We start from the raw sequence: 20,864 nt of genomic DNA, 5'->3' as shown, positions 1-20,864 counted from the left end.
CGGCGGGGTGGTGCGGGCTCCTATGGGCGCCCGCACCACCCCGTTCTTCATGGGGTCAGGGGGCCCAGGGGGCCTCCACCGCCCAGGTGGTGTCCTCGGTGAACAGGGCGGGGTTGTCCCAGGCGTGGGTTCCACCCGGGGTGGCCAGCCACAGTCCGGCGTTGTAATGGCGCAGATACTGCTCGGGGAAGTTGTAGGCCGACAGCCTCACCCCGCCGTTCGCGCCCCGGACGGGGCAGAAGGTGGCGTCGGCGCGGAACAGGTCGCCGCTGCCGCCCTCCTTGTACACGCGGTACTCCCGGTGGCGCAGATACTCGCCCGGGTAGTTCCGCGACTCGAACGAGTAGCAGCCGCTGTTAGCCAGACCGGGCACGATCCGCCAGGTGGCGTCGTTCTTCAGCAGCGCTTCACTGCCGCCGGTGACGACCGCGGTGAACGCGGCGCCGTCCTGGTGCCGCACATAGCGGTCGGTGTAGCCGGGGGTCGTCACCCGCAGCGACCTGTACTGGCCGGTGGGCAGGGTGACGGGCGCGGCCGACGAGCGTGAGGCGTCGATCAGGGCCCGGTTGGCGGCCCTGACCCTGGCCTCGTCGACCTTGACCACCTGACGGTCGTAGGTGAGCAGGCCGTTGGCCTCGTTCTCGACATCGGTGATCTCCGTGTAGACCGAGGCGGACAGCCCCCGGGGCATACGGACCTCACGGATGCCGTCCAGCAGACCGACGAACCGGTTGTTCAGGTGCGCGAGGTCCGGCTGGTCCTCGTAACTGAAGCCGCCGCCGGGGTACCACTCGTGGCCGGCCACCTTGAAGCCCAGCCCGCCGAACTCACCGAGGACCGCGGCGCGGGTCGCGCTGGGCACCGTGGTGCCGGGGCCGACGTACACATGGTGGTCGACCACATCACCGTTGCCGCCGTCCACCGCCCCGCAGCAGTTGACCCCGCTCATGTTGTTCACCAGCCGGGACGGGTCGTACGCCTTGACCTCGTCGGCGATACGGGCCTGGTCGTACTGGCCCCAGCCCTCGTTCTGGTTGACCCACATCACCAGGGACGGGGAGCTGCGGTGCTGGTCGATGATCCGGTCGTACTCGGCCTCCCACTGGGTACGTGCCGCCGAGTCGGGGGTGCGGGTGTCCATGGCCGGCATGTCCTGCCACACCAGCAGTCCGAGCCGGTCGGCCCAGTAGAACCAGCGCTGCGGCTCGACCTTGATGTGCTTGCGCACCATGTTGAAGCCGAGGTCCTTGTGCTTCTGCAGGTCGTGGCGGAGGGCGGCGTCGGTCGGCGCGGTGTAGATGCCGTCCGGCCAGTAGCCCTGGTCCAGGGTGCCCGTCTGGAAGACGAACTCGCCGTTCAGCACCGGGCGCAGCAGCCCGCCGACGCGGGCGAGACCGATGGAGCGCATCCCGGTGTAGCTGCCCACGGAGTCGACCGCCGTGCCGCCGGAGAGCAGCTCCGCCTTCACGTCGTAGAGGAACGGGTCGTCCGGCGTCCACCGGTGTGCGTTCGGGACCGGGACGGTGAACTCACCGCCGACCGGTCCGGTGGCGGTGCCGACCGCGCTACCGCCGCTGGAGACGGTGACCCGGGCCTGGTGGCCGCCGGTCCCGGTGCCTCGCACGGTGACCTCGAGACGGTTGCCGGTGAGGTCCGGCACCATGTCGAGGCGGGTGATGTGGGCTGCCGCCGTGGGTTCCAGCCACACCGTCTGCCAGATGCCGGACGCGGCGGTGTAGAAGATGCCACCACCCGGATGGGGTGTCACGTCGTTGATCCGCTGTTTGCCGACCGCCTGACCGCCGGTCTGTGTGGGGTCCCACACGGAGACGACGACGGTGTTCGTGCCGCCGTTCAGCAGGTCGGTGATGTCGTAGGAGAAGGAGTCGTAGCCGCCGCTGTGGGTGGCACCGGCCTGCCGGTCGTTGACCCACACGGTGGTACGCCAGTCACTGGCCCCGAAGTTGAGCTGGACGCGGCGCCCGTTCCAGTTCGAGGGGACGGTGAAGGTGCGCTTGTACCAGAGCTTGTCGTTCTGGGTGATCCTGCGCTGGATGCCCGAGAGCGCGGACTCGGCGACGAACGGCACCCGGATCCGCTCGGTGAACGAGGCGGGCCGGCCGGCGTCCGCCGCAGTGACGGCGAAGTCCCAGATGCCGTTGAGATTGGCCCAGTCGGGGCGGGTGAGCTGTGGACGGGGGTACTCGGGCAGCGGGTCGTCGACCGGGACCTGGCCGGTCCAGGGGGTGGTCATCGGCGCGGGCTTCGGAGTCCACGCCTGAGGCGCCTGGGGTGCCGCCGCCGCGGCGCCGGAGACGGCGAGGACCGTTCCGGCGAGGAGGGCCAGCACCGCGAGCACGGTGGCGACCCGGCCTGCTTGCCGTCCCGACCGGGGGAGGGCAAGCGGTGGTGCGGGTGTTCGACGCATCGTCACTCCTTGGGAAGTGGGGGTGGGAGACGTGCGCGTGCGGAAACGGCCGGTCGCGCGATGGAGCGTGACCGGCCGCCTGGTGCCCGGACGCGGCGGCGGGCGTCACAGGTGTGGCCCGCCGCCGCGTCCGGAGTTCTACAGGAGTTGCCGTCTGCGGCCGAGCCACGTCTGGGCGATGACGACGACGGCCAGGAACGCGCCGCTGACGACCTGCTGGTAGGAGGAGTCCAGGGAACCGACCTGGTTGATGACGTTCTGGATCACCCTCAGCAGCAGCACACCGACCAGCGAGCCGCTGACATAGCCGAGCCCGCCGGTGAGCAGGGTGCCGCCGATGACGACGGCGGCGATGGCGTCCAGCTCCATGCCGTTGCCGAGAATGGTCACGCCGGAGGCGAGCCAGGCCGCGTTGAGCGCACCGGCCAGCCCCGCCAGCACCCCGGACAGCGTGTAGACGAGGATCTTCGTACGGGCCACCGGAGCGCCCATCAGCGCCGCCGCGTCCTCGTTGCCGCCGACCGCGTACACATGCTGGCCGAAGCGCGTACGGCGCAGGACGACGGCGCCGGCGACGAACAGCGCCAGCGTGACCCACACGGGGTTGCCGACACCGAGGGTCGTGCCCTGACCGAGTTCGGCCAGGAACGAACCCTTGCCGATCAGATACGTCTCGGCGCCCTCGTCGGTGAGCGCCAGCATCAGACCGCGCGCGCCGAGCATGGCCGCCAGGGTGACGATGAACGGCGCCAGCCGGGAGCGGGCCACGAGCAGCCCGTTGACGACGCCGATCGCCCCGCACACCACCAGCGGCAGCAGCAGCGCCACCAGAGTGCCGTGCCGCGAACCCCAGGCCGCCAGGACCCCGCCCAGCGCGAACAGCGAGCCGACCGACAGGTCGATGCCCCCGGTGATGATCACGAAGGTCATGCCGAGCGCGACGATCGCCAGGAACGCCGAACTCGTCGCCATGTTGCCGACGTTGTCCCCGGTGGCGAAGGAGTCGAAGCTGAACGACGCCACCAGGGAGACGACCACCAGTACCGCCAGCGCGCCGTGCTGCTGGACCAGCGCGCTCACCCGATCGGAGCGCGCGGGACCCACGGGCCCGCCGGCCGCCGCCGGCTTCCCGGCGTCCGCCGGGGTCACCGGGGCGTCCGTCTTCGTGGCGGTCATCGCTTCCCCCGTCCCCGTGCCGCGTAGACCGCGGCGACGATCACTATGGCCTGCGCGATCTGGGTCCAGGAGGGCGGCAGATCGTGCTTGATGAGGGTGGCGGTGAGCAGCTGGATGAGGACGGCTCCCGCCACGGTGCCGGCGATGTTCACCCGGCCGCCGGTCAGCGGTGTCCCGCCGACCACGACGGCGGTGATGGCGGACAGTTCCATCAGGTTGCCCAGCGACGTCGGGTCGCTGGCCTGGAGCCGCGCGGTGGCGAGGACGCCCGCCACGGCGGCGAGCAGCGCGCAGACGACGTACACCAGGATCAGCACCCGGCGCACCGGCAGTCCGGCGAGCTCCGCGGCCGGACGGCTGTCGCCGATGGCGAGGAGCTGCCGCCCGAAGGTGGTGCGGCGGACGACGAACGCCACCAGCAGCGCCAGCACGGTGGCGATCAGGATCAGATACGGGACGCCCAGCACGTCGCCCGACCCCAGGGAGGCCAGCGAGGGATTGCGCAGGTCCTCCAGCTGCGGCAGCAGCACCAGGGCGACGCCCCGGCCGCCGACCATCAGCGCCAGCGTCGCCACGATCGGCTGCACCCCGACGAACGCCACCAGCGCTCCGTTGGCCAGCCCCACGACGGCGGCGAACACCGCCACCACGAGGAGGGCCGGTACCAGACCGTAGCCGAGGTAGAGGGCCGTCACGGAGGCCGCCAGGGCCATCACGGCACCGACCGACAGGTCGACGCCCTCGGTGCCGATGACCAGGGCCATGCCGAGCGCCACGATGATGACGGGGGCGACCTGCACGGCCTGGGTGCGGAAGTTCTCCGCGGACAGGAAGTGCGGGGTGACGGCGATGTTGACGACCAGCAGCAGCGCCACGCCGGCGTAGACGCCGTACGTCTGCAGCCACTGCAGGACGCGGGCCTTGTCCAGCGGGACGGTCTTGAGGGTGGCTTCAGCCATCGGTGGCCGCCCCCTCGACCGCGTCCTTCTCCGGGGCGTGCCCGGCGATGGTCCGCATCAGCTTGTCCTCGGTGACGTCGTCGCCGGTCAGTTCGCCGACGACCGCACCGTCCTTCAGTACGACCACGCGGTCGGACCCTTCGATCAGTTCCTCCAGATCGGAGGAGATGAGCAGGACGCCCAGGCCGTCCGCGGCCAGTTCGTCCACGAGTTTCTGCACCTCGGCCTTGGCGCCGACGTCGATGCCCCGGGTGGGCTCGTCCAGGAGCAGCACCTTGGGGTTCATCGCCAGCCAGCGGGCGAGCAGCACCTTCTGCTGGTTGCCGCCGGACAGTTCGCCGACCTTCTGCTGCGGCGAGGACGCCTTGATCCGCAGCCGCTCGATGAACGTGTCCACGATGCTGTCGACGCGCGCCTCGGAGACCAGGCCGAAGCGGGAGAGGCGGGGCAGCACGGCCAGCGAGATGTTCTCGCGCACCGACAGACCGGGCACGATGCCCTCGCTCTTGCGGTCCTCCGGCAGCAGGCTGATGCCCGCCCGGATGGCGGCCGGGGTGGAGCCGCCGCGCAGCGGGACCCCGGCCACCGTCACCCGGCCCGAACTCGTGCCGAGCGCACCGGAGATGGCCTTCGCGGTCTCGGTGCGTCCGGAGCCGAGCAGCCCGCCGAGACCGACGACCTCGCCGGGACGGATGCTCACCGATACTTCGTTCAGCTTGTGCGGGACCGTCAGCTCGACGGCCTCCAGCACCGGCCGGCTGTCGGTGGCGTGGTGGTCGCCGGTGAACTTCGTCAGGCCCTCCGCGCGGACCTCGCCCAGCTCCCGGCCCAGCATGGTGGAGACCAGGGAGAGCCGGTCGAGGTCGGCGAGGCGGCCGTGGTGCACGCGACGGCCGTCGCGCAGCACGGTGACCGTGTCGCACACGGCGTACAGCTCGTCCAGGCGGTGGCTGACGTAGACGACGGCGATCCCCTCGTCGCGCAGCCGGCGGATCACCGAGAACAGCGTCTCGACCTCCCGCGGCTCCAGCGAGGAGGTCGGCTCGTCCATGATGACGATCCGGGCCTCGCTCGCCACGGCGCGCGCCAGGGCGACCATCTGCTGCGCGCCGACACCGAGGGTGCGCAGCGGCCGGCGGACGTCCACCCGGACGCCGTAGGCGCGCAGCGCCTCCTCGGCCTCCCGGTTCATGCGGGCGGAGTCCAGCAGGCCGAAACGGTTCCGCGGCTCGCGGCCCAGGAAGAGGTTGCGGGCCACGCTCAGCAGCGGGATGAGATTGACCTCTTGGTAGATGGTCGAGATCCCGGCCTTCTGGGCCTCCAGCGGCGTGCCGAAGGAGACCTCACGGCCCTGGAAAACGATGTCACCGGCGTCGGGCCGGTAGACCCCGGTGAGGAGTTTGATGAGGGTCGACTTGCCGGCGCCGTTCTCGCCGATCAGGGCGTGGACCTCACCGGGATGCAGGGTCAGGTCCACGTCGTCCAGGGCCCGGACGCCGGGGAAGGACTTGCTCAGTCCGCGGACGGCGAGGACTTCGGCGGGGGGAGCCACCTGTGCCTCCAGGAAGAAAGGGGTGACGGACGGACAGGGGGCCCGGAGACCGGGCCCCGCGACGGGATCAGTAGGCCTTGCCGAGGTCCTGCTTCGCGTTGTCCGCGGTGTAGGCGCTGTCCTGGATCACGATGTCCTGGGCGACTTCCTTGCCCTGGGTGAAGGTGTCCAGCGTCTGGAACGCCAGCGGGCCGAACCTCGGGTTGGACTCGACGACGCCGCTGATCCAGCCGTCGACGACGCCCTGGACGGCGTTGCGCGTACCGTCGACCGTGATGATCTTGACGTCGCCGGCCTTCTTGCCCGCGCCCTTCAGCGCGGCGACCGCGCCGAGGCCCATCTCGTCGTTCTCCGCGTAGATGCCCTTGATGCCGGGCTTGGACTGGATGAGCTGCTCGGTGACCTGCTGGCCCTTCTCACGGGTGAAGTCACCGGTCTGCTCGAACACGACCTTCAGGCCGGGGGCCTTCTCGGCGACGCGCTCCTTGAAGCCCTTGGTGCGCTCGGTGGTGACGTTGTTCCCGGCCGAGCCCAGCAGGATGGCGACCTCGCCCTTGCCGCCGGTGGCCTCGATCATCTGGTCGGCGGCACGCCGGCCCTGCTCGACGAAGTCCGAGGCGATGAAGGAGACGTAGTCCTTGCACGCCGTGGCGTTGATCTTACGGTCGATGGTGACGATCGGGACCTTCTTCACGGCGGCGGCCTGCAGCACCGGGTCCCAGCCGTCGGAGTTGAGCGGCGCGATCACCAGCAGGTCGACACCCTTGGCGAGCAGCGTCTGGACGTCGCTGATCTGCTTGGAGAACTGCGACTGGGCGTTGGCGGTCAGCAGCTTGACGCCTCTCTTGTCCGCCTCGTCCTTGATGGACTGCGTCTCCGCGATACGGAACGGGTTGGCCTCCTTCTCCGACTGGGAGAAGCCGACGGTGGCGCCCTTCAGGTCGAGCTTCTCGCCGCCGTAGGCGTCGATGGTGCACGTCTCGCTGCCCGGCTTCGGCGTGACGACCTTCTGCTCGGCGCCGGCGGCGGCCGCCGGGGACTTCTTGTCGCCCGACGCGTCGTCCTCCGACTTGGCGCAGGAGGTGACGGTCAGGGCCACGGCGGCGGCCAAGGCCACGACCACGGGACGGGCGAGAAGGTGAGAACGGTGAGTGGTGCGCTGCATGGTGACCCCGATCCGGGTGACGCTGAAAAGGGAACTGGGGAGCCGAAAGGCCCGCGGATGTGTAGCTGCTCCCCTTGTGCATAGCGGCGTCCGGTGCGCCGCAAGGAGGTTTTACATCGTTGGAAGGATGCTGTAAACCCCTTGCGCACAAGGTGCGAAGCGAACGCGGGGGGCGTGAGCGGCACCGCAAGCGCATTCTGCGGAGAACGGAGTGCGCGCGCGGCCGGCCGTCGTGAAGTGGCCCCGGTGGGCGGCGGATTCACCGGACCCGCGGCACTTGTCCCGTCCGCGTTCCCTGGAGGCGCCTTCCGGGAACCGGGTGCGAGGGCGGACGTATTCCTTGCGCCGGTCCCCGCCGGGCGAGCGGGGGACCGCACCGGCCGGACGCCTGTCCCGGACAGGGCTGTGACCGGCCTTGTCCGGGGCGGCCGGCTGTCATCGCCGGTGAGGCCTCGGGCTCACCGGACCGGCCGCGCGCTGTCGCCGGACGGACCGCGCGACAGCCGGCCGGGAGGACGGAAAGCGTCTCCGGGCACAGCGGGAGCGAGGAGGGCGACGTCCTTGTTCCCGCTGTGCCCGGAGGTGCTTCGCGGTGCCACGGGCGGACGGGCGCGCCGGCCGGCCACGGCCGCGGCGCGGATTCCCGCGCGGCCGTGGACCGCGGTGTCAGGAGCTCGCCGGCCGGCCCACCGTGCTCTCGCGTTCCACGAGCTGATAGTCCGCCCAGATCCGCCGAGGTTCCGGCGCCCGGTCGTTGAGGCGGGCGAGTACCGACTCCACCGCCAGCCGGCCGATGGCGGCCTTGTCCGGTGACACGGACGTGAGCGTCACCGCCCCGAAGCGTCCCTCGATCACGTCGTCGAAGCCGACGACGGCGATGTCCTCCGGTACTCGCAGCCCCCGTTCGTGCAGCACCCGCATCGCCCCGATCGCCATCGGGTCGTTGTAGGCGAACACCGCGTCGGGCCGCCGTCCGCTGTCGAGGATGTGGCTCATGGCCAGTGCCCCGTCGGCGTGTCCCCAGCCGTCGGTGGCGGCGACGAGCCCCTCGTCGGACGACAGCCCCGCGGCGGTCAGTTCCTCGCGCCAGCCCCGCACGCGCAGTTGCGCGGGCTCGCTGCGTCCGCGCCGGGCCCCGATGAACGCCACCTCCCGGCGCCCGAGACCGATCAGGTGCCGGACGGCGGCGCGGGCCGCGGCCACGTTGTCGATGGCGATGTGGTCGTACGGCAGGTCGTAGTCCCGCTCGCCGAGCAGCACCAGCGGCACGTCCTCGGTGCGGTCGCGGAGGTCCTCGGTCTCCAGCTCGATGGGACTCAGGATGAGTCCGTCGATGACCCGGGCCCGGAAGCCCTGGCTCACCAGCAGCTCCTGCTCGCGCATGCCCCCGGTGTGATCGAGCAGCACGATGTAGTCGTGCTCGGACGCGGCGTCGATGACGGAGGCGGCCAGTTCGGCGAAGTAGGGGTTCCCGAGTTCGGGCAGGGCGAGCGCGATGATGCCCGTACGCCCCTTCCGCAGATGCCTGGCGGCGAGGTTGGGCCGGTAACCGAGCGCGTCGATGGACCGCTGGACACGCTCGCGCATGGCCGGGGTGACGTGCTGGTAGTTGTTCACCACGTTGGAGACGGTCTTGATGGAGACCCCCGCGTGCGCGGCGACGTCCTTGAGGCTGACCCGCACGGCAATCCCTTCGTGAGCGGCCCGCCCCGGTCGGTCGGTGCGGATGCGCGCCGTCACCACGAGCCGTGCGCCGAGCCGCTGGGCTCAAGTTTTACAACGTTATACATGCCGTTCCGTGACACTGACAAGGCGCGAACGGGGGCGTGTCGGGAACGGCCCGCGGACCGCACGGGCCCGGACGTCCCCCGGACGCGGGCCCTGGGGGCGCGAGGGGAGCGGATCTCCCGGCGGCACGCCGTCGGCGGGCCGTCCTGGCGGGAGAGCCGCTCCGGTCGGTGTCCCGCCGCCGGATGCGCCGACGGCATCCGCCCACCGGAGCGGCCCCGTGGCCATGGGCGGGCGGGCCGCCGTCCGGAACGGCCCGGCCCCTCACCCTCCCGAACTCTCCCGCACGATCAGCCGGTGCCCCGCCGTCTCGTCGACCGCCGGCCCGCCCGGCCCGTCCGCGTCGATACGGTCCAGCAGCAGCTCCACCGCCCGCCGCGCGATGCCCCGCTTGTCCGGGGCGACGGTGGTGACGGTGGGGATGCTGAACCGGGTGGCCTCGATGTCGTCGAACCCGACCACGTCCAGGTCCTTCGGCACCGTCCAGCCGTCCTCGTGCAGGGCCCGTATCGCCCCCAGCGCCAAGTGGTCGTTGAGGCAGAGCATCGCGTCCGGCCGCTTTGGCAGCCGCATGAGGGCGCGGGCGGCGGCGGCTCCGTCGGCCCAGCGGAACGCGGGGACGGGAAGGATCAGTTCGTCGCGCGGTTCGACCCCGGCCGCGGCCAGGGCCTCCTGGTGGCCGACCGTACGCAGCCGGCTGGTGTTCCGCGATCCGTGCGGGTCACCGCCGATCACCGCGATGCGCCGGCGCCCCCGCGACAGCAGGTGCTCGGTCGCCTCGCGCGCCGCCGTCACGTTGTCGATCGCGACATGGTCGGCGCTGCCGGGCAGGTTGCACTCACCCAGCAGCACCAGCGGCAGCCGGGTGTCACGATCGGCCAGGTCGCGGGGGAGCAGGGCGAGCGGCGAGAGGATGACGCCGTCGGTGAACTGGGCGTCGAACCCGCGCACCGCGGCCAGCTCCTTCTCGTGCCGTCCGCCGGTCTCGACCAGCAGCGTGGTGCTGCCCCGGCGTTCGGTCTCCGCCATGACGTGCCGGGCCACTTCGGCGAAATAGGCGACGTCCAGGTCCGGCACGGCCAGCGCGATCATGCCCGTACGGCCCCGGCGGAGCTGCCGTCCGGCGATGTTGACCCGGTAGCCGAGCGCGTCGATGGCCTCCCGCACCGCGGTCCGGGTCTGCTCGGAGACGTGCTCGTAGTCGTTGAGGACGTTCGACACGGTCTTCGCCGAGACGCCGGCGTACTGTGCGACGTCCTTGATCCTGGGCCTGCCCATGCTTCCCTTCTCGTCCCTCCCGCTGACGGGGGGATCGTAACGGCAGCTCCGCCGGACGGGGCCGCGGGCGGCGTGGACCGTTCCGTCGAAAACTTTCCGCCGCCGCCATTTACATCGATGTAATCGTATGGTCGCATGACCCCGTACGCAGCGCACCTGCACTGATGAGGAGCAGCATGAGCACGCCCCTGTCCTCGGACGTCCCGCGTCCGGAGTACCCCCGGCCCCAGTTCGTCCGCGAGGCCTGGCTGAACCTCAACGGCCGCTGGCAGTTCGAGACGGACCGCGGGGACAGCGGACTGGAGCGCGGACTGCGCGACCGCGACCTCGCGGGCGAGATCCTCGTGCCCTTCTGTCCCGAGTCCGAGCTGTCGGGCATCGGCGACACGGACTTTCTGGAGGCCGTCTGGTACCGGCGCACGGTCACGATCCCGGCCGAGTGGTCCGGCAGCGACGTACTGCTGCACTTCGGGGCGGTGGACCACGACGCCACCGTCTGGGTCAACGGCACCGAGGTGGCCCGCCACCGCGGCGGCTTCACCCCCTTCACCGCGGAACTGCGCGGGGCGGCCGCGCCCGGTGAGGAGGCCGTGATCGTGGTCCGCGCCCGCGACACCCGGCACGGCCCGCAGGCCCGCGGCAAGCAGGCCACCTGGTACGCCAACACCCACTGCCACTACACCCGGACCACCGGGATCTGGCAGACCGTGTGGCTCGAACCGGTGCCGGCCACGGCCCGCCTCAAGCGCCCGCGGATCACCCCCGACCTGGGCTCGGGCTCCTTCCACATCGACCTCCCGGTCACCGGCAACCTGCCGGGCCACCGGGTGCGGGCGGTCCTCACGGACGAGCACGGCGAGGTCGTGTCCGCCTCCGCCCGCGCCGACCTCGACCTGTGCCCCCGGCTGGTGCTGACCGTGCCCGAGGACCGGCTGCGCACCTGGTCCCCGGCCGACCCGCACCTGTACGGCCTGCGCTTCGAGTTCCTCGACGCGGAGGGCGGAATCGTCGACGAGGCGACGTCGTACGCCGGACTGCGCTCGGTCGCCCTCCACGGCAAGCGGGTCCTGATCAACAGCGAGCCGGTGTTCCAGCGGCTGGTGCTCGACCAGGGCTACTACCCGGACGGCCTGATGACCGCGCCCACCGACGCCGACCTCGTACGCGACATCGAACTCGGGCTGCGGGCGGGCTTCAACGGGGCCCGGCTGCACCAGAAGGTGTTCGAGGAGCGCTACCTCTACCACGCCGACCGCCTCGGCTACCTGGTGTGGGGCGAGTTCGGCGACTGGGGCTGCGAGACCGGCGTACGCGACGACAACCAGCGCCCCGACGCCAGTTACGTCGCCCAGTGGCTGGAGGCCCTGGAGCGCGACCACTCCCACCCGTCGATCATCGGCTGGTGCCCGCTCAACGAGACGTACCAGCACCTGCACGACCGGATCACCCAGCTCGACGACGTCACCCGGGCGATGTTCCTGGCCACCAAGCAGGCCGACCCCAGCCGCCCGGTGATCGACGCCTCCGGCTACGCCCACCGCGTGCCCGAGACCGACGTCTACGACGCGCACTGCTACGAGCAGGACCCGCGCGCCTTCGCCGGGACCATGGCCGGACTCGCCGAGGACCGCCCGTACGTCAACACCGCACCCGACGGCCGCGACTGGTCCGTCCCCTACCGCGGACAGCCCTACTTCTGCAGCGAGTTCGGCGGCATCTGGTGGGACGCGGCCGTCGCCGCGACCGCCGCCGGCGACGAGCGCGGGACCTCCTGGGGATACGGCGAACGGCCGCGCACCACCGAGGAGTTCCTGGCCCGCTTCACCGGCCTGGTGGACGTCCTGCTCGACGACCCGGACATGTTCGGCTACTGCTACACGCAGCTCACCGACGTCTTCCAGGAACGCAACGGCGTCTACGGATTCGACCGCGCCGAGAAGTTCGACACCGCCGAACTGCGCCGCGTCCAGCAGCGCGCGGCCGCCTTCGAATCCGCCGGCTGAGACGATCCGCTCCCGGCCCGGCGGACGACCGGAACCGGGACCCCGTCCGCACGGCATGTCGTCCGCGGCGTCCGCCGGTGATGTACATCGATGTAGAGAAAGGTAGTGCCATGGTCGACCTGCCTGGCCCACGGGCCGCCTCCGCCCCGCCGGACGGCAGCCGCGCCGCGCCGTCCCGACGGGGCCTGCTCCGGGCCTCGTTGGCCTCCGCCGCCGTACTCCTCGGCGGCGGGGCGCTCGCCGGCTGCGGATCCGCGTCCGCCGCGTCGGACCCGCGCACCGTGCGGATGTGGGACCTGTTCAGCGGCGCCGACGGCGCCCTGCTCGACGAACTCATCGGCACCGCACGGTCCGAGATGCCCGGCACCCGCGTCGAGCGGACCGTGCTGGAATGGGGCACGCCCTACTACACCAAGCTCGCCATGGCCTCGGCCGGCGGGCGCGGCCCGGACGTCGCCGTCTCCCACATGTCGCGCCTGGCCGGATACGCGCCGCTCGGACTGCTCGACCCCTGGGACACCGACCTGCTCGCCGAATTCGGCGTCCGCGAACAGGACTTCGCCGAGGCGGTCTGGGGCCGCACCCAGTTCGAGAACCGGACCTTCGCCATCCCGCTGGACACCCACCCGTTCATCGTCTTCTACCACCCGGAACCCGTCCGCGAGGCCGGACTGCTGACCGGCGACGGAAGCCTCGACCAGGACGCCTTCTCCACCCCCGAGCGGTTCCTCGAAGCCGGCCGGGAACTGGCCAAGGCCTCCGGCAAGCAGGGCATCGCCTTCGGCTACGTCAACGACACGGCACAGGGCTGGCGGCTGTTCTACGGGCTCTACCGGCAGACCGGCAACGACTTCGACCTGCCCATCGGCGGGGAGGTCACGGCGAACACCGACGCGATGACCGAGGTCATCGCCTTCATGCAGAAACTGGTCGACGGCCGCGCCAACCCGCGCCGCCTCGACTACCCGGCCGCCCTCGCCAACTTCACCAACGGCCAGAGCGCCATGATCCTCTCCGGCGAATGGGAACTCGGCACCTTCCGGGCCGCCGACCCGAAGCTCGGGGCCGCGCCCTTCCCCACCGTGTTCGGCACCCCGGCGGTCTACGCCGACTCCCACTCCTTCGTGCTGCCGCACCGGCCCGATCCCGACGAGGCACACCGCAGGCGCACCCACCAGGCGGTGGCCGCGATCCTCAAGACCGGCCAGACCTGGGCGAAGGCCGGTCACATCCCCGCCTACCAGCCGGTGACCCGCACCCGGGAGTACGCGCGGCTGGAGCCGCAGGCGCGGTACGCGCAGGCGGCCGACCACGTGGTGCTCGACCCGGCCGTCTGGTTCGCCGGAGCCGGCTCCGACTTCCAGAACTCCATGTCGCAGGTGCTCCAGCAGGCACTGCTCGACGGCCTGGCGCCCGACCGCGCGGCCCGCGCCATGGTCGAGCGGATCAACACCGCCCTCTCCAAGCCCAGCCCGGCCTGAGCCGCCGCGAAGGAGGCAGCAGATGTCCACCGAACTCGCTTCCCGCGGCCGTCCGAAGGCCGCCCGCCCTGCCCGGGGACCCGGTGCGACACCGCGCCGCGCCTTCTCCCCGGGGCTCCTCTTCGCCCTGCCGTTCCTCGTCCTGTTCGTCCTCTTCATGCTCTGGCCGCTGGTCCAGGGCGCCTGGATGAGCCTCACCGACACCTCGCTCGCCGCCCAGGACCCGTCGTTCATCGGACTGGACAACTACACGGAGGCGCTCGGCGACGCCGAGATGTGGCGCTCGCTGTGGCACACCGTGTGGTTCACCGTCGTCTCCACCGTGCCCCTGGTGGTCGTCGCCCTCGGCATGGCCCTGCTGGTGTACACCGGGCTGCCCGGACAGTGGGTGTGGCGGCTCGCGTTCTTCGCCCCCTACCTGCTGCCGGTCGGTGTGATCGGCCTGCTGTGGGGCTGGCTGTACCAGCCGGACCTCGGCCTCTACAACCACCTGCTGCAAGCGGTCGGACTGGACGGGTTCGCCTGGCTCAGCGACGAGTCCGTCGCCCTGTACGCCATCGTGATCGCCACCCTGTGGTGGACCGTCGGCTTCAACTTCCTGCTGTTCCTGGCCGCGCTGCAAGCCGTGCCCGACCACCTCTACGAGGCCGCCGCCCTGGACGGCGCCGGCGCCTGGCGGCGGCTGTGGCACGTGACGCTCCCGCAGCTGCGGCGCATCATCGGCGTCGTCACGGTGCTGCAGATCCTCGCCTCGCTGAAGGTCTTCGACCAGGTGTACCTGCTCACCAAGGGCGGACCCGACGGCTCCACCCGCCCCGTCGTCGAGTACCTCTACGACATGGGCTTCACCGGCTACCGCCTCGGCTACGCCTCCGCCATCGCCTACGTCTTCTTCACCCTCATCGTCCTCGCCTCCGCCGTGCAGTTCGTCGCCCTTCGCCGCAGGGAGAAGTGACATGACCTCCATCGACGTCCCGACACGGCCCGCGCGCCGTTCGGTCTCCCCGCTCCCCGCCGCCCGCCGCGCCCACCGCGACCGGCCGGTCCCGGGGCGCGGACCCCACCTCACCCTCGGCCCGGGCCGGCTCGCCCGCGCGCTGGCCCTGGCGGCCCTCGCGGTCATGGCGCTGATCTGGCTGCTGCCGATGGCCTGGGCGGTGCTCACGGCGTTCAAGTCCGAGCAGGACGCCAGTGATCCGCTGCACTGGATCTGGCCGCGGGGCGGCTTCACCCTGGACGGCTTCCGCACCGTGATCGAGCGCGGCGACCTGCCCCTGTGGATGCTGAACAGCTTCTTCATCGCGGCGGCCGTCACCGTCATCACCGTGGCCGTGTCCGCGATGGCCGGCTACGCCTTCTCCCGCACGCTGTTCCGCGGCCGGCGGTGGCTGTTCACCGTCACCATGGCGTCGATCCTGGTGCCGCCGCAGCTCCTGATCGTGCCGTGGTTCCAGCAGATGCTCACCCTGGACCTGGTGGACACCTACGCGGCGGTGATCCTGCCGCAGACGGTCGCGCCGGTGATGGTCTTCATCCTGAAGAAGCACTTCGACTCCCTCCCGCGCGAGCTGGAGGAGGCGGCCCGCATCGACGGCGCCGGCCACGCCCGGATCTTCTGGTCCGTGATGCTGCCGCTGTCCCGCCCGATGCTCGCCGCGGTGTCGATCTTCGTGTTCATCGGCGCGTGGAACAACTTCATGTGGCCGTTCGTGTCCACCTCCGACCCGGCACTGATGACCCTGCCGGTCGGCATCACCGCGGTGAAGGACGCGTACGGCGTGAACTACGCCCAGACCATGGCGTCCTCGGTACTGGCCGCGCTGCCCCTCGTGCTGGTGTTCGTCTTCTTCCAGCGGCACATCGTGAAGTCGGTGGCGACGACCGGTCTCGGCGGTCAGTGACCCCGGTGGCGTGCCACCGGGGGACCGGGGCCGGGTGAGGCGTTAGCGTCGGGACATGGCCGGTGATCGTCACGGATGGCGGGTGTGTCTGCTCGGCGGCGCGGTGTTCGCGGTGTGCATGACCGGCACCACGCTGCCCACCCCGCTCTACCCCCTGTACCAGCAGAAGTTCGGCTTCTCCGAGCTGACGGTCACCGTCGTCTACGCCGCGTACGCCTTCGCGGTCATCGGAGTGCTGCTGCTGGCCGGCGACGCCTCGGACGCCGTGGGCAGACGTCCGGTGCTGCTGTGGGGGCTGGGCTGCGCGGCCGCGAGCGCCGTCTGCTTCCTGTGCGCCACCGCGCTGGGCTGGCTGTACGCCGGACGGCTGCTGTCGGGGTTCTCCGCCGGACTGTTCACCGGGGCCGCCACGGCGTACGTCATGGAGTCGGCGCCGCCCGGCGGAACCTCACGGGCCACGTTCGTCGCCACCGCCGTCAACATGGGCGGCCTCGGCTGCGGTCCGCTGCTCGCCGGAGTCCTCGCCGAGTACGCGCCCTGGCCGCTGTACCTGCCGTTCGCCGTGCACCTCGCCCTGGTTGCCTGTTCGGCCGCCGTCCTGCTGCGGCTCCCGGAGACCGTGGCGGAGCGCCGCCCGCTGAGCACCGTACGGCCGCGGCGGCCCGGCGTGCCGCCCCGGGTGCGGCCGGTGTTCGGCCCGGCGGCGACCGCCTCGTTCGTGGGATTCGCCCTGCTCGGCGTGTTCACCTCCGTCAGCCCGGCCTTCCTCGCGCGGTACCTGGACGTGACCGACCACGCCGTGAGCGGCCTGGTCGTGGCGCTGGCCTTCTTCACCTCGACCGGCGGACAACTGGCCGCCGGCCGGGTCGGCACGGTCCGGTCACTGCCGCTGGGGTGCGCCGGACTCCTCGCCGGGCTGGCGCTGCTCGCGGGCGCGTTGCACTGGGACCTGCTGACGCTGGTGGTGCTGAGCGCGATCGTCGGAGGGTTCGGCCAGGGGCTCGCGTTCCGCGGAGCGCTGTCCGCGGTGAGCGGGGCCTCCCCGCCGGACCGGCGCGCGGCGGTGATCTCGACGCTGTTCGTGGTGGCGTACCTGGGCATCTCGGTGCCGGTCATCGGAGTGGGGCTGCTGACGGGACCGATGGGCCTGGAGGGCGCGGGCCTGGTGTTCATCGCCTGTATGGGAGTCCTCGTCGTGGCCGCGGCCGGCTATCTGCTGCGGCGGCCGGTGCCGGCGGGGACATGACCGCCGGCCGCACGGCCCACCACGAGCAGGGTGCCGGCGCCGGTTCGTCCTCGATGCCGGCGCGAGCCGTCGTACCGGTGCCGGGCTACGACTTCACGAATTCCAGGATGTCGCGGTTGACGACGTCCGGGTGCGTCGCCAGCATGCCGTGGGGGTACCCCTCGTAGGCCTTCAGGGTGCCGTACCTCAGCAGTTCGACCGTCAGCGGCGCGGAGTCCTCGTACGGCACGACCTGGTCGTCGGTGCCGTGCGCGACGAGGACCGGGACGTCGATCTTCTTGAGATCCTCGGTGAAGTCGGTCTCGGAGAACGCCTTGATGCACTCGTAGTGCGCGTTGGCCGCCCCCATCATGCCCTGTCGCCACCAGTTGTCGATCAGCCCCTGGGAGACCTCCGCGCCGGGGCGGTTGAAGCCGTAGAACGGACCCGACGGCACGTCGATGTAGAACTGCGCGCGGTTGGCGGCCAGCGCCGCGCGGAGCCCGTCGAAGACCTCGATGGGCGTTCCGCCGGGATTGCTCTCGGACTTGACCATGACCGGGGGAACCGCGCCGACCAGCACCGCCTTCCCGACCCGGCCCGGCTCCGCCCGCGCGACGTACCGTGCGACCTCACCGCCGCCCGTCGAGTGCCCGACGTGGACGGCGCCGCGCAGATCGAGGGCGCCGGCCAGCGCCGCCACGTCCGCGGCGTAGGTGTCCATCTCGTGGCCGGACGAGGTCTGACTCGAGCGCCCGTGACCGCGCCGGTCGTGGGCGATCACGCGGAAGCCGTGGGAGAGGAAGAACAGCATCTGGTTGTCCCAGTCGTCGGCGCTGAGCGGCCAGCCGTGGTGGAAGACGATCGGCTGTCCGTCGCGCGGACCCCAGTCCTTGTAGAAGATGGTCGTGCCGTCGGCGGTGGTGACCGTGCCCATGGATGATCCCTCCGAAGGAACCGGATCGACGGCATTCACCCTACGCGCCGGCCCGGCGCGCCTCATCTCCGGAATGCCTGCTGAGAGGCGTTTGGATGCGTTCTATGGTGGTTCGATGGTGTCTGTTCCCAGATGGGTCCTGTTCTCGTCGGGGTGCGCTCCCGTCCTGCTGATCGCGGGCTGGGTGATCGCGGCGTCGCTGGAGGGAGCCGCCTATGACCCCGTCCGGCAGACGATCAGTGTGCTGGCGGCCTACGGGGCCGCGGGATCCTGGGTGATGACCGGGGCGCTGCTCGCCCTGGGCGCCTGTCATCTGTTCACCGCGTGGGGACTGCGTGTGGCGGCGACCGCCGGGCGCGTGGCGCTGGCCGGCGGGGGAGTGGCGGCGCTGGTGGTGGCGGTGTTACCGGTGCCGAGCAGCGGGGGATCGCTGCGGCACGGCTCGGTGGCCGCCGTCGGTTTCGCGCTGCTGGCCCTGTGGCCGCCGCTGGCCGCCGTCGGAGGCCGTGCCGCTCCCTGGGCGCTGCGGCCGGCGGTCTCGGCCGCGGTGACCGCCCTGATGGTCGCCGGCGCGGCCTGGTTCCTCGTGGAGGCGCACCGTCACGGCGCGGCGGGCGTCGCGGAGCGGGTGGTGACGGCCCTTCAGTCCCTCTGGCCCTTCGTGGTCGTCACCTCCTGCCTCCGTCATGCCGGCGGCGTCGGGCCGCCCGCGGGCCGGGCGGGCTGACGGGGGCCGGTGAGGTGCGGGCCGGGCGGCCTGCGCCGCGGCCGCCGTACGCGGTCCGTCGGACCCGGCCGCCCCCGCGGCGCGCCGGGAACATCACCGGCGTCGAGGCGTCCCAGGTCTTGGACGGTTCAGGGGGGAGGGCCGGTGGTTTCCGCGTGAGGACATGCGCGGTATCCGCCCCGGCGGGCGTGGCCGCCCTCGACCGCATGTGTTCCGCGCCCGGCCGGCGCGCGACCGGTCTCAGCGGCCGGTCGTGCCCGTGGGGAACTCCTCGCTGCCGAGCACGCGCAGCAGCTCCAGCCGCTCGCGGGCCTCCGCGTCCGCCGGAGTGAGCACCAGCAGCTGCTGCCCCTGGTCGGGAGTGACCAGGGTCTCGCAGTCCATCAGCACCCGGCCCACTCGCGGGTGCAGGAACGTCTTGCGGTCGGCGCGCCGCACCGCCACCTCGTGCTCCGCCCAGAGCCGCCGGAAGCGCGCGCTGGCGGCCGACAACCGCTCGACGAGCCCGGTGACCGTGGGGTCGCCGGCCCGGCGTCCGGCGGCCGCGCGCAGATCGGCCACGAGCTGACGGCCGTAGTACTCCTCCTCCTCGGCGGGGCCGACGGCGCGGGCGGCCGGCTCGGTGAACCAGCGGTACACGAGGTAGCGGCGGTCGCCCGGGAAGCCGGTGAGGTCGCTCATCAGGAGCACCGACGCCCGGTTCTGCGCCAGCACCTCCCCCAGGTCGGACAGCACCAGCGCCGGAGTGTCGCCGAGCAGGTCCAGCAGGCGCATCAGACCCGCCCGGGCCAGCCGGGCCACCCCGTCGGCGGGCGGGGGCCGGTGACCGGCCAGATGGAACAGGTGGTCGCGCTCGTCGTCGGACAGCCGCAGCGCCCTGGCCAGCGCCACGAGCAGCTGCGTCGACGGCTGACTGCTCCGGCCCTGTTCGAGCCGTACGACGTAGTCCACCGACATGCCCGCCAGCATCGCGACCTCCTCCCGGCGCAGCCCGGCGGTGCGGCGGCGCGGGCCGTCGGTGATGCCGACGTCGGCCGGACGGATCGCCTCACGGCGGCGGCGCAGGAAGTCGGCGAGTTCCTCACGTTGCATGACCTCATGGTCCCTCCCGGCACACCCCCCGATCCAGGGAGCGGCTCTCCCACGATGAACGCTCCGCTCCCGGCGGGCCCGGCACCGGCGCAAGGTGGACGACGAAAGCGACCACGAAGGAGAACACCATGCAGACACGCACGCTGGGCAGCGACGGTCCGATCGTCTCCGCGCTGGGCCTCGGCGCGATGAGCATGTCGGGTGCCTACGGCGCGGCCGACCGCACCGAGAGCATCGCCACCGTGCACGCCGCGCTGGACGCCGGCGTCACGCTGATCGACACGGGCGACTTCTACGCCATGGGCCACAACGAACTGCTGCTCGCCGAGGCGCTGCGCGGCCGCGACCGGGACAGCTACCGGCTGAGCGTCAAGTTCGGCATGCTGAGCGGGCCGACCCCCGCCCCGGGCGGGTTCGACGGCCGTCCCGAGGCGGTGAGGAACTTCGTCGCCTACTCGCTGACCCGGCTGGGCACCGACCACATCGACATCTACCGTCCCGCGCGGCTGGACCCGGCGGTGCCGATCGAGGAGACGGTGGGCGCGATCAAGGAGCTGATCGACGCCGGGTACGTACGCCATCTCGGCCTCTCGGAGGTCGACGCGGCGACGATCCGCCGGGCGCACGCCGTGCACCCGGTCACCGACCTGCAGATCGAGTACTCGCTGATCTCCCGCGCGGTCGAGGCGGAGGTCCTGCCCACGCTGCGGGAGCTCGGCATCGGTCTGACCGCGTACGGCGTCCTCGGGCGCGGCCTCATCTCCGGGCACTGGACCGCCGGCCGCGGCGCCGGCACCGGTGACCACCGGGCGTTCAGCCCCCGGTTCTCCGGCGGCAACGTGGAACACAACCTCGCCCTCGTGGAGGCCCTGCGCCGGGTCGCCGACGCGAAGGGGTGCACCGTCGCCCAGCTGGTCATCGCCTGGGTCGCCGCCCAGGGCGAGGACATCGTGCCGCTGGTCGGCCCCCGCACCCGCGAGCGGCTGACCGAGGCGCTGCCCGCGCTGGACCTCGTCCTCACCGCGGACGACCTCGCGGAGATCGAGAAGGCGGTACCGCCGGGCGCGGCCCGCGGCGACCGCTACCCGGCGGCGTTCATGTCCTCCCTCGGCGTGGGCAACTGAGCCCGGTTCCCCGGCGGGACCGGCCGGC

The 20,864-nt window shown here is 71.8% G+C and carries 16 protein-coding genes; 7 read left to right on the top strand and 9 right to left on the bottom strand.

Annotated features, from left to right (window positions below; all coding sequences use genetic code 11):
* Window positions 1-55: 55 nt before the first annotated feature.
* The 7 genes from IH50_RS0122250 to IH50_RS0122220 all read right to left on the bottom strand — a co-directional run bounded on the left by IH50_RS0122250 (window position 56) and on the right by IH50_RS0122220 (window position 10,346).
* Entirely contained in the window at window positions 56-2,428 is a 2,373-nt protein-coding gene (locus IH50_RS0122250) for a glycoside hydrolase family 2 (RefSeq protein WP_030865026.1), read from the bottom strand.
* 138 nt (window positions 2,429-2,566) lie between these two features.
* Window positions 2,567-3,604, bottom strand: coding sequence for an ABC transporter permease (locus IH50_RS0122245; RefSeq protein WP_030865024.1), 1,038 nt, complete (start codon window positions 3,602-3,604; stop codon window positions 2,567-2,569).
* The gene (locus IH50_RS0122240; protein WP_030865019.1) at window positions 3,601-4,563 is read right to left on the bottom strand and encodes an ABC transporter permease; all 963 of its coding nucleotides are present in this window, start codon (window positions 4,561-4,563) and stop codon (window positions 3,601-3,603) included. The genes IH50_RS0122245 and IH50_RS0122240 overlap by 4 nt, the downstream gene beginning before the upstream one ends.
* Window positions 4,556-6,115, bottom strand: a complete 1,560-nt coding sequence (locus tag IH50_RS0122235) for a sugar ABC transporter ATP-binding protein (protein WP_030865017.1) — start codon at window positions 6,113-6,115, stop codon at window positions 4,556-4,558. Before IH50_RS0122235 ends, IH50_RS0122240 begins: the two co-directional genes overlap by 8 nt.
* A 67-nt stretch (window positions 6,116-6,182) precedes the next feature.
* Window positions 6,183-7,280 (bottom strand): ABC transporter substrate-binding protein, encoded by a 1,098-nt coding sequence (locus IH50_RS0122230; RefSeq protein WP_030865013.1) that lies wholly within the window; start codon window positions 7,278-7,280, stop codon window positions 6,183-6,185.
* Between the two features lie 666 nt (window positions 7,281-7,946).
* Window positions 7,947-8,963: a LacI family DNA-binding transcriptional regulator gene (locus IH50_RS0122225; RefSeq protein ID WP_030865010.1), complete on the bottom strand. Its 1,017-nt coding sequence runs from the start codon at window positions 8,961-8,963 to the stop codon at window positions 7,947-7,949.
* A gap of 369 nt (window positions 8,964-9,332) precedes the next feature.
* The gene (locus IH50_RS0122220; protein ID WP_030865009.1) at window positions 9,333-10,346 is read right to left on the bottom strand and encodes a LacI family DNA-binding transcriptional regulator; all 1,014 of its coding nucleotides are present in this window, start codon (window positions 10,344-10,346) and stop codon (window positions 9,333-9,335) included.
* Between the two features lie 176 nt (window positions 10,347-10,522).
* Here IH50_RS0122220 and IH50_RS0122215 point away from each other — a divergent pair, with 176 nt between their 5' ends.
* From IH50_RS0122215 to IH50_RS0122195, 5 genes are all read left to right on the top strand, one after another.
* Window positions 10,523-12,349 carry a glycoside hydrolase family 2 protein gene (locus IH50_RS0122215; protein ID WP_030865006.1) on the top strand — a complete coding sequence of 609 codons (1,827 nt, stop codon included), beginning with the start codon at window positions 10,523-10,525 and terminating at the stop codon, window positions 12,347-12,349.
* Window positions 12,350-12,459: 110 nt separating this feature from the next.
* A complete protein-coding gene (locus tag IH50_RS0122210; protein WP_030865003.1) occupies window positions 12,460-13,830 on the top strand; it encodes an extracellular solute-binding protein in 1,371 nt (456 codons plus the stop codon).
* 22 nt (window positions 13,831-13,852) lie between these two features.
* Window positions 13,853-14,785: a carbohydrate ABC transporter permease gene (locus tag IH50_RS0122205; protein ID WP_030865000.1), complete on the top strand. Its 933-nt coding sequence runs from the start codon at window positions 13,853-13,855 to the stop codon at window positions 14,783-14,785.
* 1 nt (window position 14,786) lies between these two features.
* On the top strand, window positions 14,787-15,731 hold the full coding sequence (locus IH50_RS0122200) for a carbohydrate ABC transporter permease (protein WP_030864999.1): 945 nt from the start codon (window positions 14,787-14,789) through the stop codon (window positions 15,729-15,731).
* 55 nt (window positions 15,732-15,786) lie between these two features.
* Window positions 15,787-16,977 (top strand): MFS transporter, encoded by a 1,191-nt coding sequence (locus tag IH50_RS0122195; protein ID WP_030864996.1) that lies wholly within the window; start codon window positions 15,787-15,789, stop codon window positions 16,975-16,977.
* An 85-nt stretch (window positions 16,978-17,062) separates the two neighbouring features.
* On the opposite strand, the gene IH50_RS0122190 is transcribed toward IH50_RS0122195, so the two are convergent.
* A complete protein-coding gene (locus tag IH50_RS0122190; RefSeq protein WP_030864991.1) occupies window positions 17,063-17,893 on the bottom strand; it encodes an alpha/beta fold hydrolase in 831 nt (276 codons plus the stop codon).
* A gap of 115 nt (window positions 17,894-18,008) precedes the next feature.
* Between IH50_RS0122190 and IH50_RS0122185 the strand changes: the two genes are divergently transcribed.
* Window positions 18,009-18,620 carry a DUF998 domain-containing protein gene (locus tag IH50_RS0122185; RefSeq protein ID WP_030864988.1) on the top strand — a complete coding sequence of 204 codons (612 nt, stop codon included), beginning with the start codon at window positions 18,009-18,011 and terminating at the stop codon, window positions 18,618-18,620.
* 240 nt (window positions 18,621-18,860) lie between these two features.
* On the opposite strand, the gene IH50_RS0122180 is transcribed toward IH50_RS0122185, so the two are convergent.
* Complete coding sequence (locus IH50_RS0122180) at window positions 18,861-19,712, bottom strand: helix-turn-helix transcriptional regulator (protein ID WP_030864985.1); 852 nt, start codon at window positions 19,710-19,712, stop codon at window positions 18,861-18,863.
* A gap of 128 nt (window positions 19,713-19,840) precedes the next feature.
* Here IH50_RS0122180 and IH50_RS0122175 point away from each other — a divergent pair, with 128 nt between their 5' ends.
* The gene (locus tag IH50_RS0122175) at window positions 19,841-20,836 is read left to right on the top strand and encodes an aldo/keto reductase (protein ID WP_030864983.1); all 996 of its coding nucleotides are present in this window, start codon (window positions 19,841-19,843) and stop codon (window positions 20,834-20,836) included.
* Window positions 20,837-20,864: the final 28 nt, after the last annotated feature.

The organism is Streptomyces sp. NRRL S-37 (assembly GCF_000721605.1).
Taxonomy (GTDB): domain Bacteria; phylum Actinomycetota; class Actinomycetes; order Streptomycetales; family Streptomycetaceae; genus Streptomyces.
The sequence above is the reverse complement of the archived record's forward strand: the minus strand, read 5'-3'. Positions and strand labels throughout refer to the sequence as shown.

What these genes read in the sequence shown, in the direction of transcription:
- IH50_RS0122250 (WP_030865026.1), bottom strand. Translation starts at nt 2,428, where the DNA reads ATGCGTCGAACACCCGCACCACCGCTTGCCCTCCCCCGGTCGGGACGG.
- IH50_RS0122190 (WP_030864991.1), bottom strand. Translation starts at nt 17,893, where the DNA reads ATGGGCACGGTCACCACCGCCGACGGCACGACCATCTTCTACAAGGAC.
- IH50_RS0122185 (WP_030864988.1), top strand. Translation starts at nt 18,009, where the DNA reads ATGGTGTCTGTTCCCAGATGGGTCCTGTTCTCGTCGGGGTGCGCTCCC.
- IH50_RS0122215 (WP_030865006.1), top strand. Translation starts at nt 10,523, where the DNA reads ATGAGCACGCCCCTGTCCTCGGACGTCCCGCGTCCGGAGTACCCCCGG.
- IH50_RS0122220 (WP_030865009.1), bottom strand. Translation starts at nt 10,346, where the DNA reads ATGGGCAGGCCCAGGATCAAGGACGTCGCACAGTACGCCGGCGTCTCG.
- IH50_RS0122205 (WP_030865000.1), top strand. Translation starts at nt 13,853, where the DNA reads ATGTCCACCGAACTCGCTTCCCGCGGCCGTCCGAAGGCCGCCCGCCCT.
- IH50_RS0122195 (WP_030864996.1), top strand. Translation starts at nt 15,787, where the DNA reads ATGGCCGGTGATCGTCACGGATGGCGGGTGTGTCTGCTCGGCGGCGCG.
- IH50_RS0122200 (WP_030864999.1), top strand. Translation starts at nt 14,787, where the DNA reads ATGACCTCCATCGACGTCCCGACACGGCCCGCGCGCCGTTCGGTCTCC.
- IH50_RS0122230 (WP_030865013.1), bottom strand. Translation starts at nt 7,280, where the DNA reads ATGCAGCGCACCACTCACCGTTCTCACCTTCTCGCCCGTCCCGTGGTC.
- IH50_RS0122240 (WP_030865019.1), bottom strand. Translation starts at nt 4,563, where the DNA reads ATGGCTGAAGCCACCCTCAAGACCGTCCCGCTGGACAAGGCCCGCGTC.
- IH50_RS0122210 (WP_030865003.1), top strand. Translation starts at nt 12,460, where the DNA reads ATGGTCGACCTGCCTGGCCCACGGGCCGCCTCCGCCCCGCCGGACGGC.
- IH50_RS0122180 (WP_030864985.1), bottom strand. Translation starts at nt 19,712, where the DNA reads ATGCAACGTGAGGAACTCGCCGACTTCCTGCGCCGCCGCCGTGAGGCG.
- IH50_RS0122175 (WP_030864983.1), top strand. Translation starts at nt 19,841, where the DNA reads ATGCAGACACGCACGCTGGGCAGCGACGGTCCGATCGTCTCCGCGCTG.
- IH50_RS0122245 (WP_030865024.1), bottom strand. Translation starts at nt 3,604, where the DNA reads ATGACCGCCACGAAGACGGACGCCCCGGTGACCCCGGCGGACGCCGGG.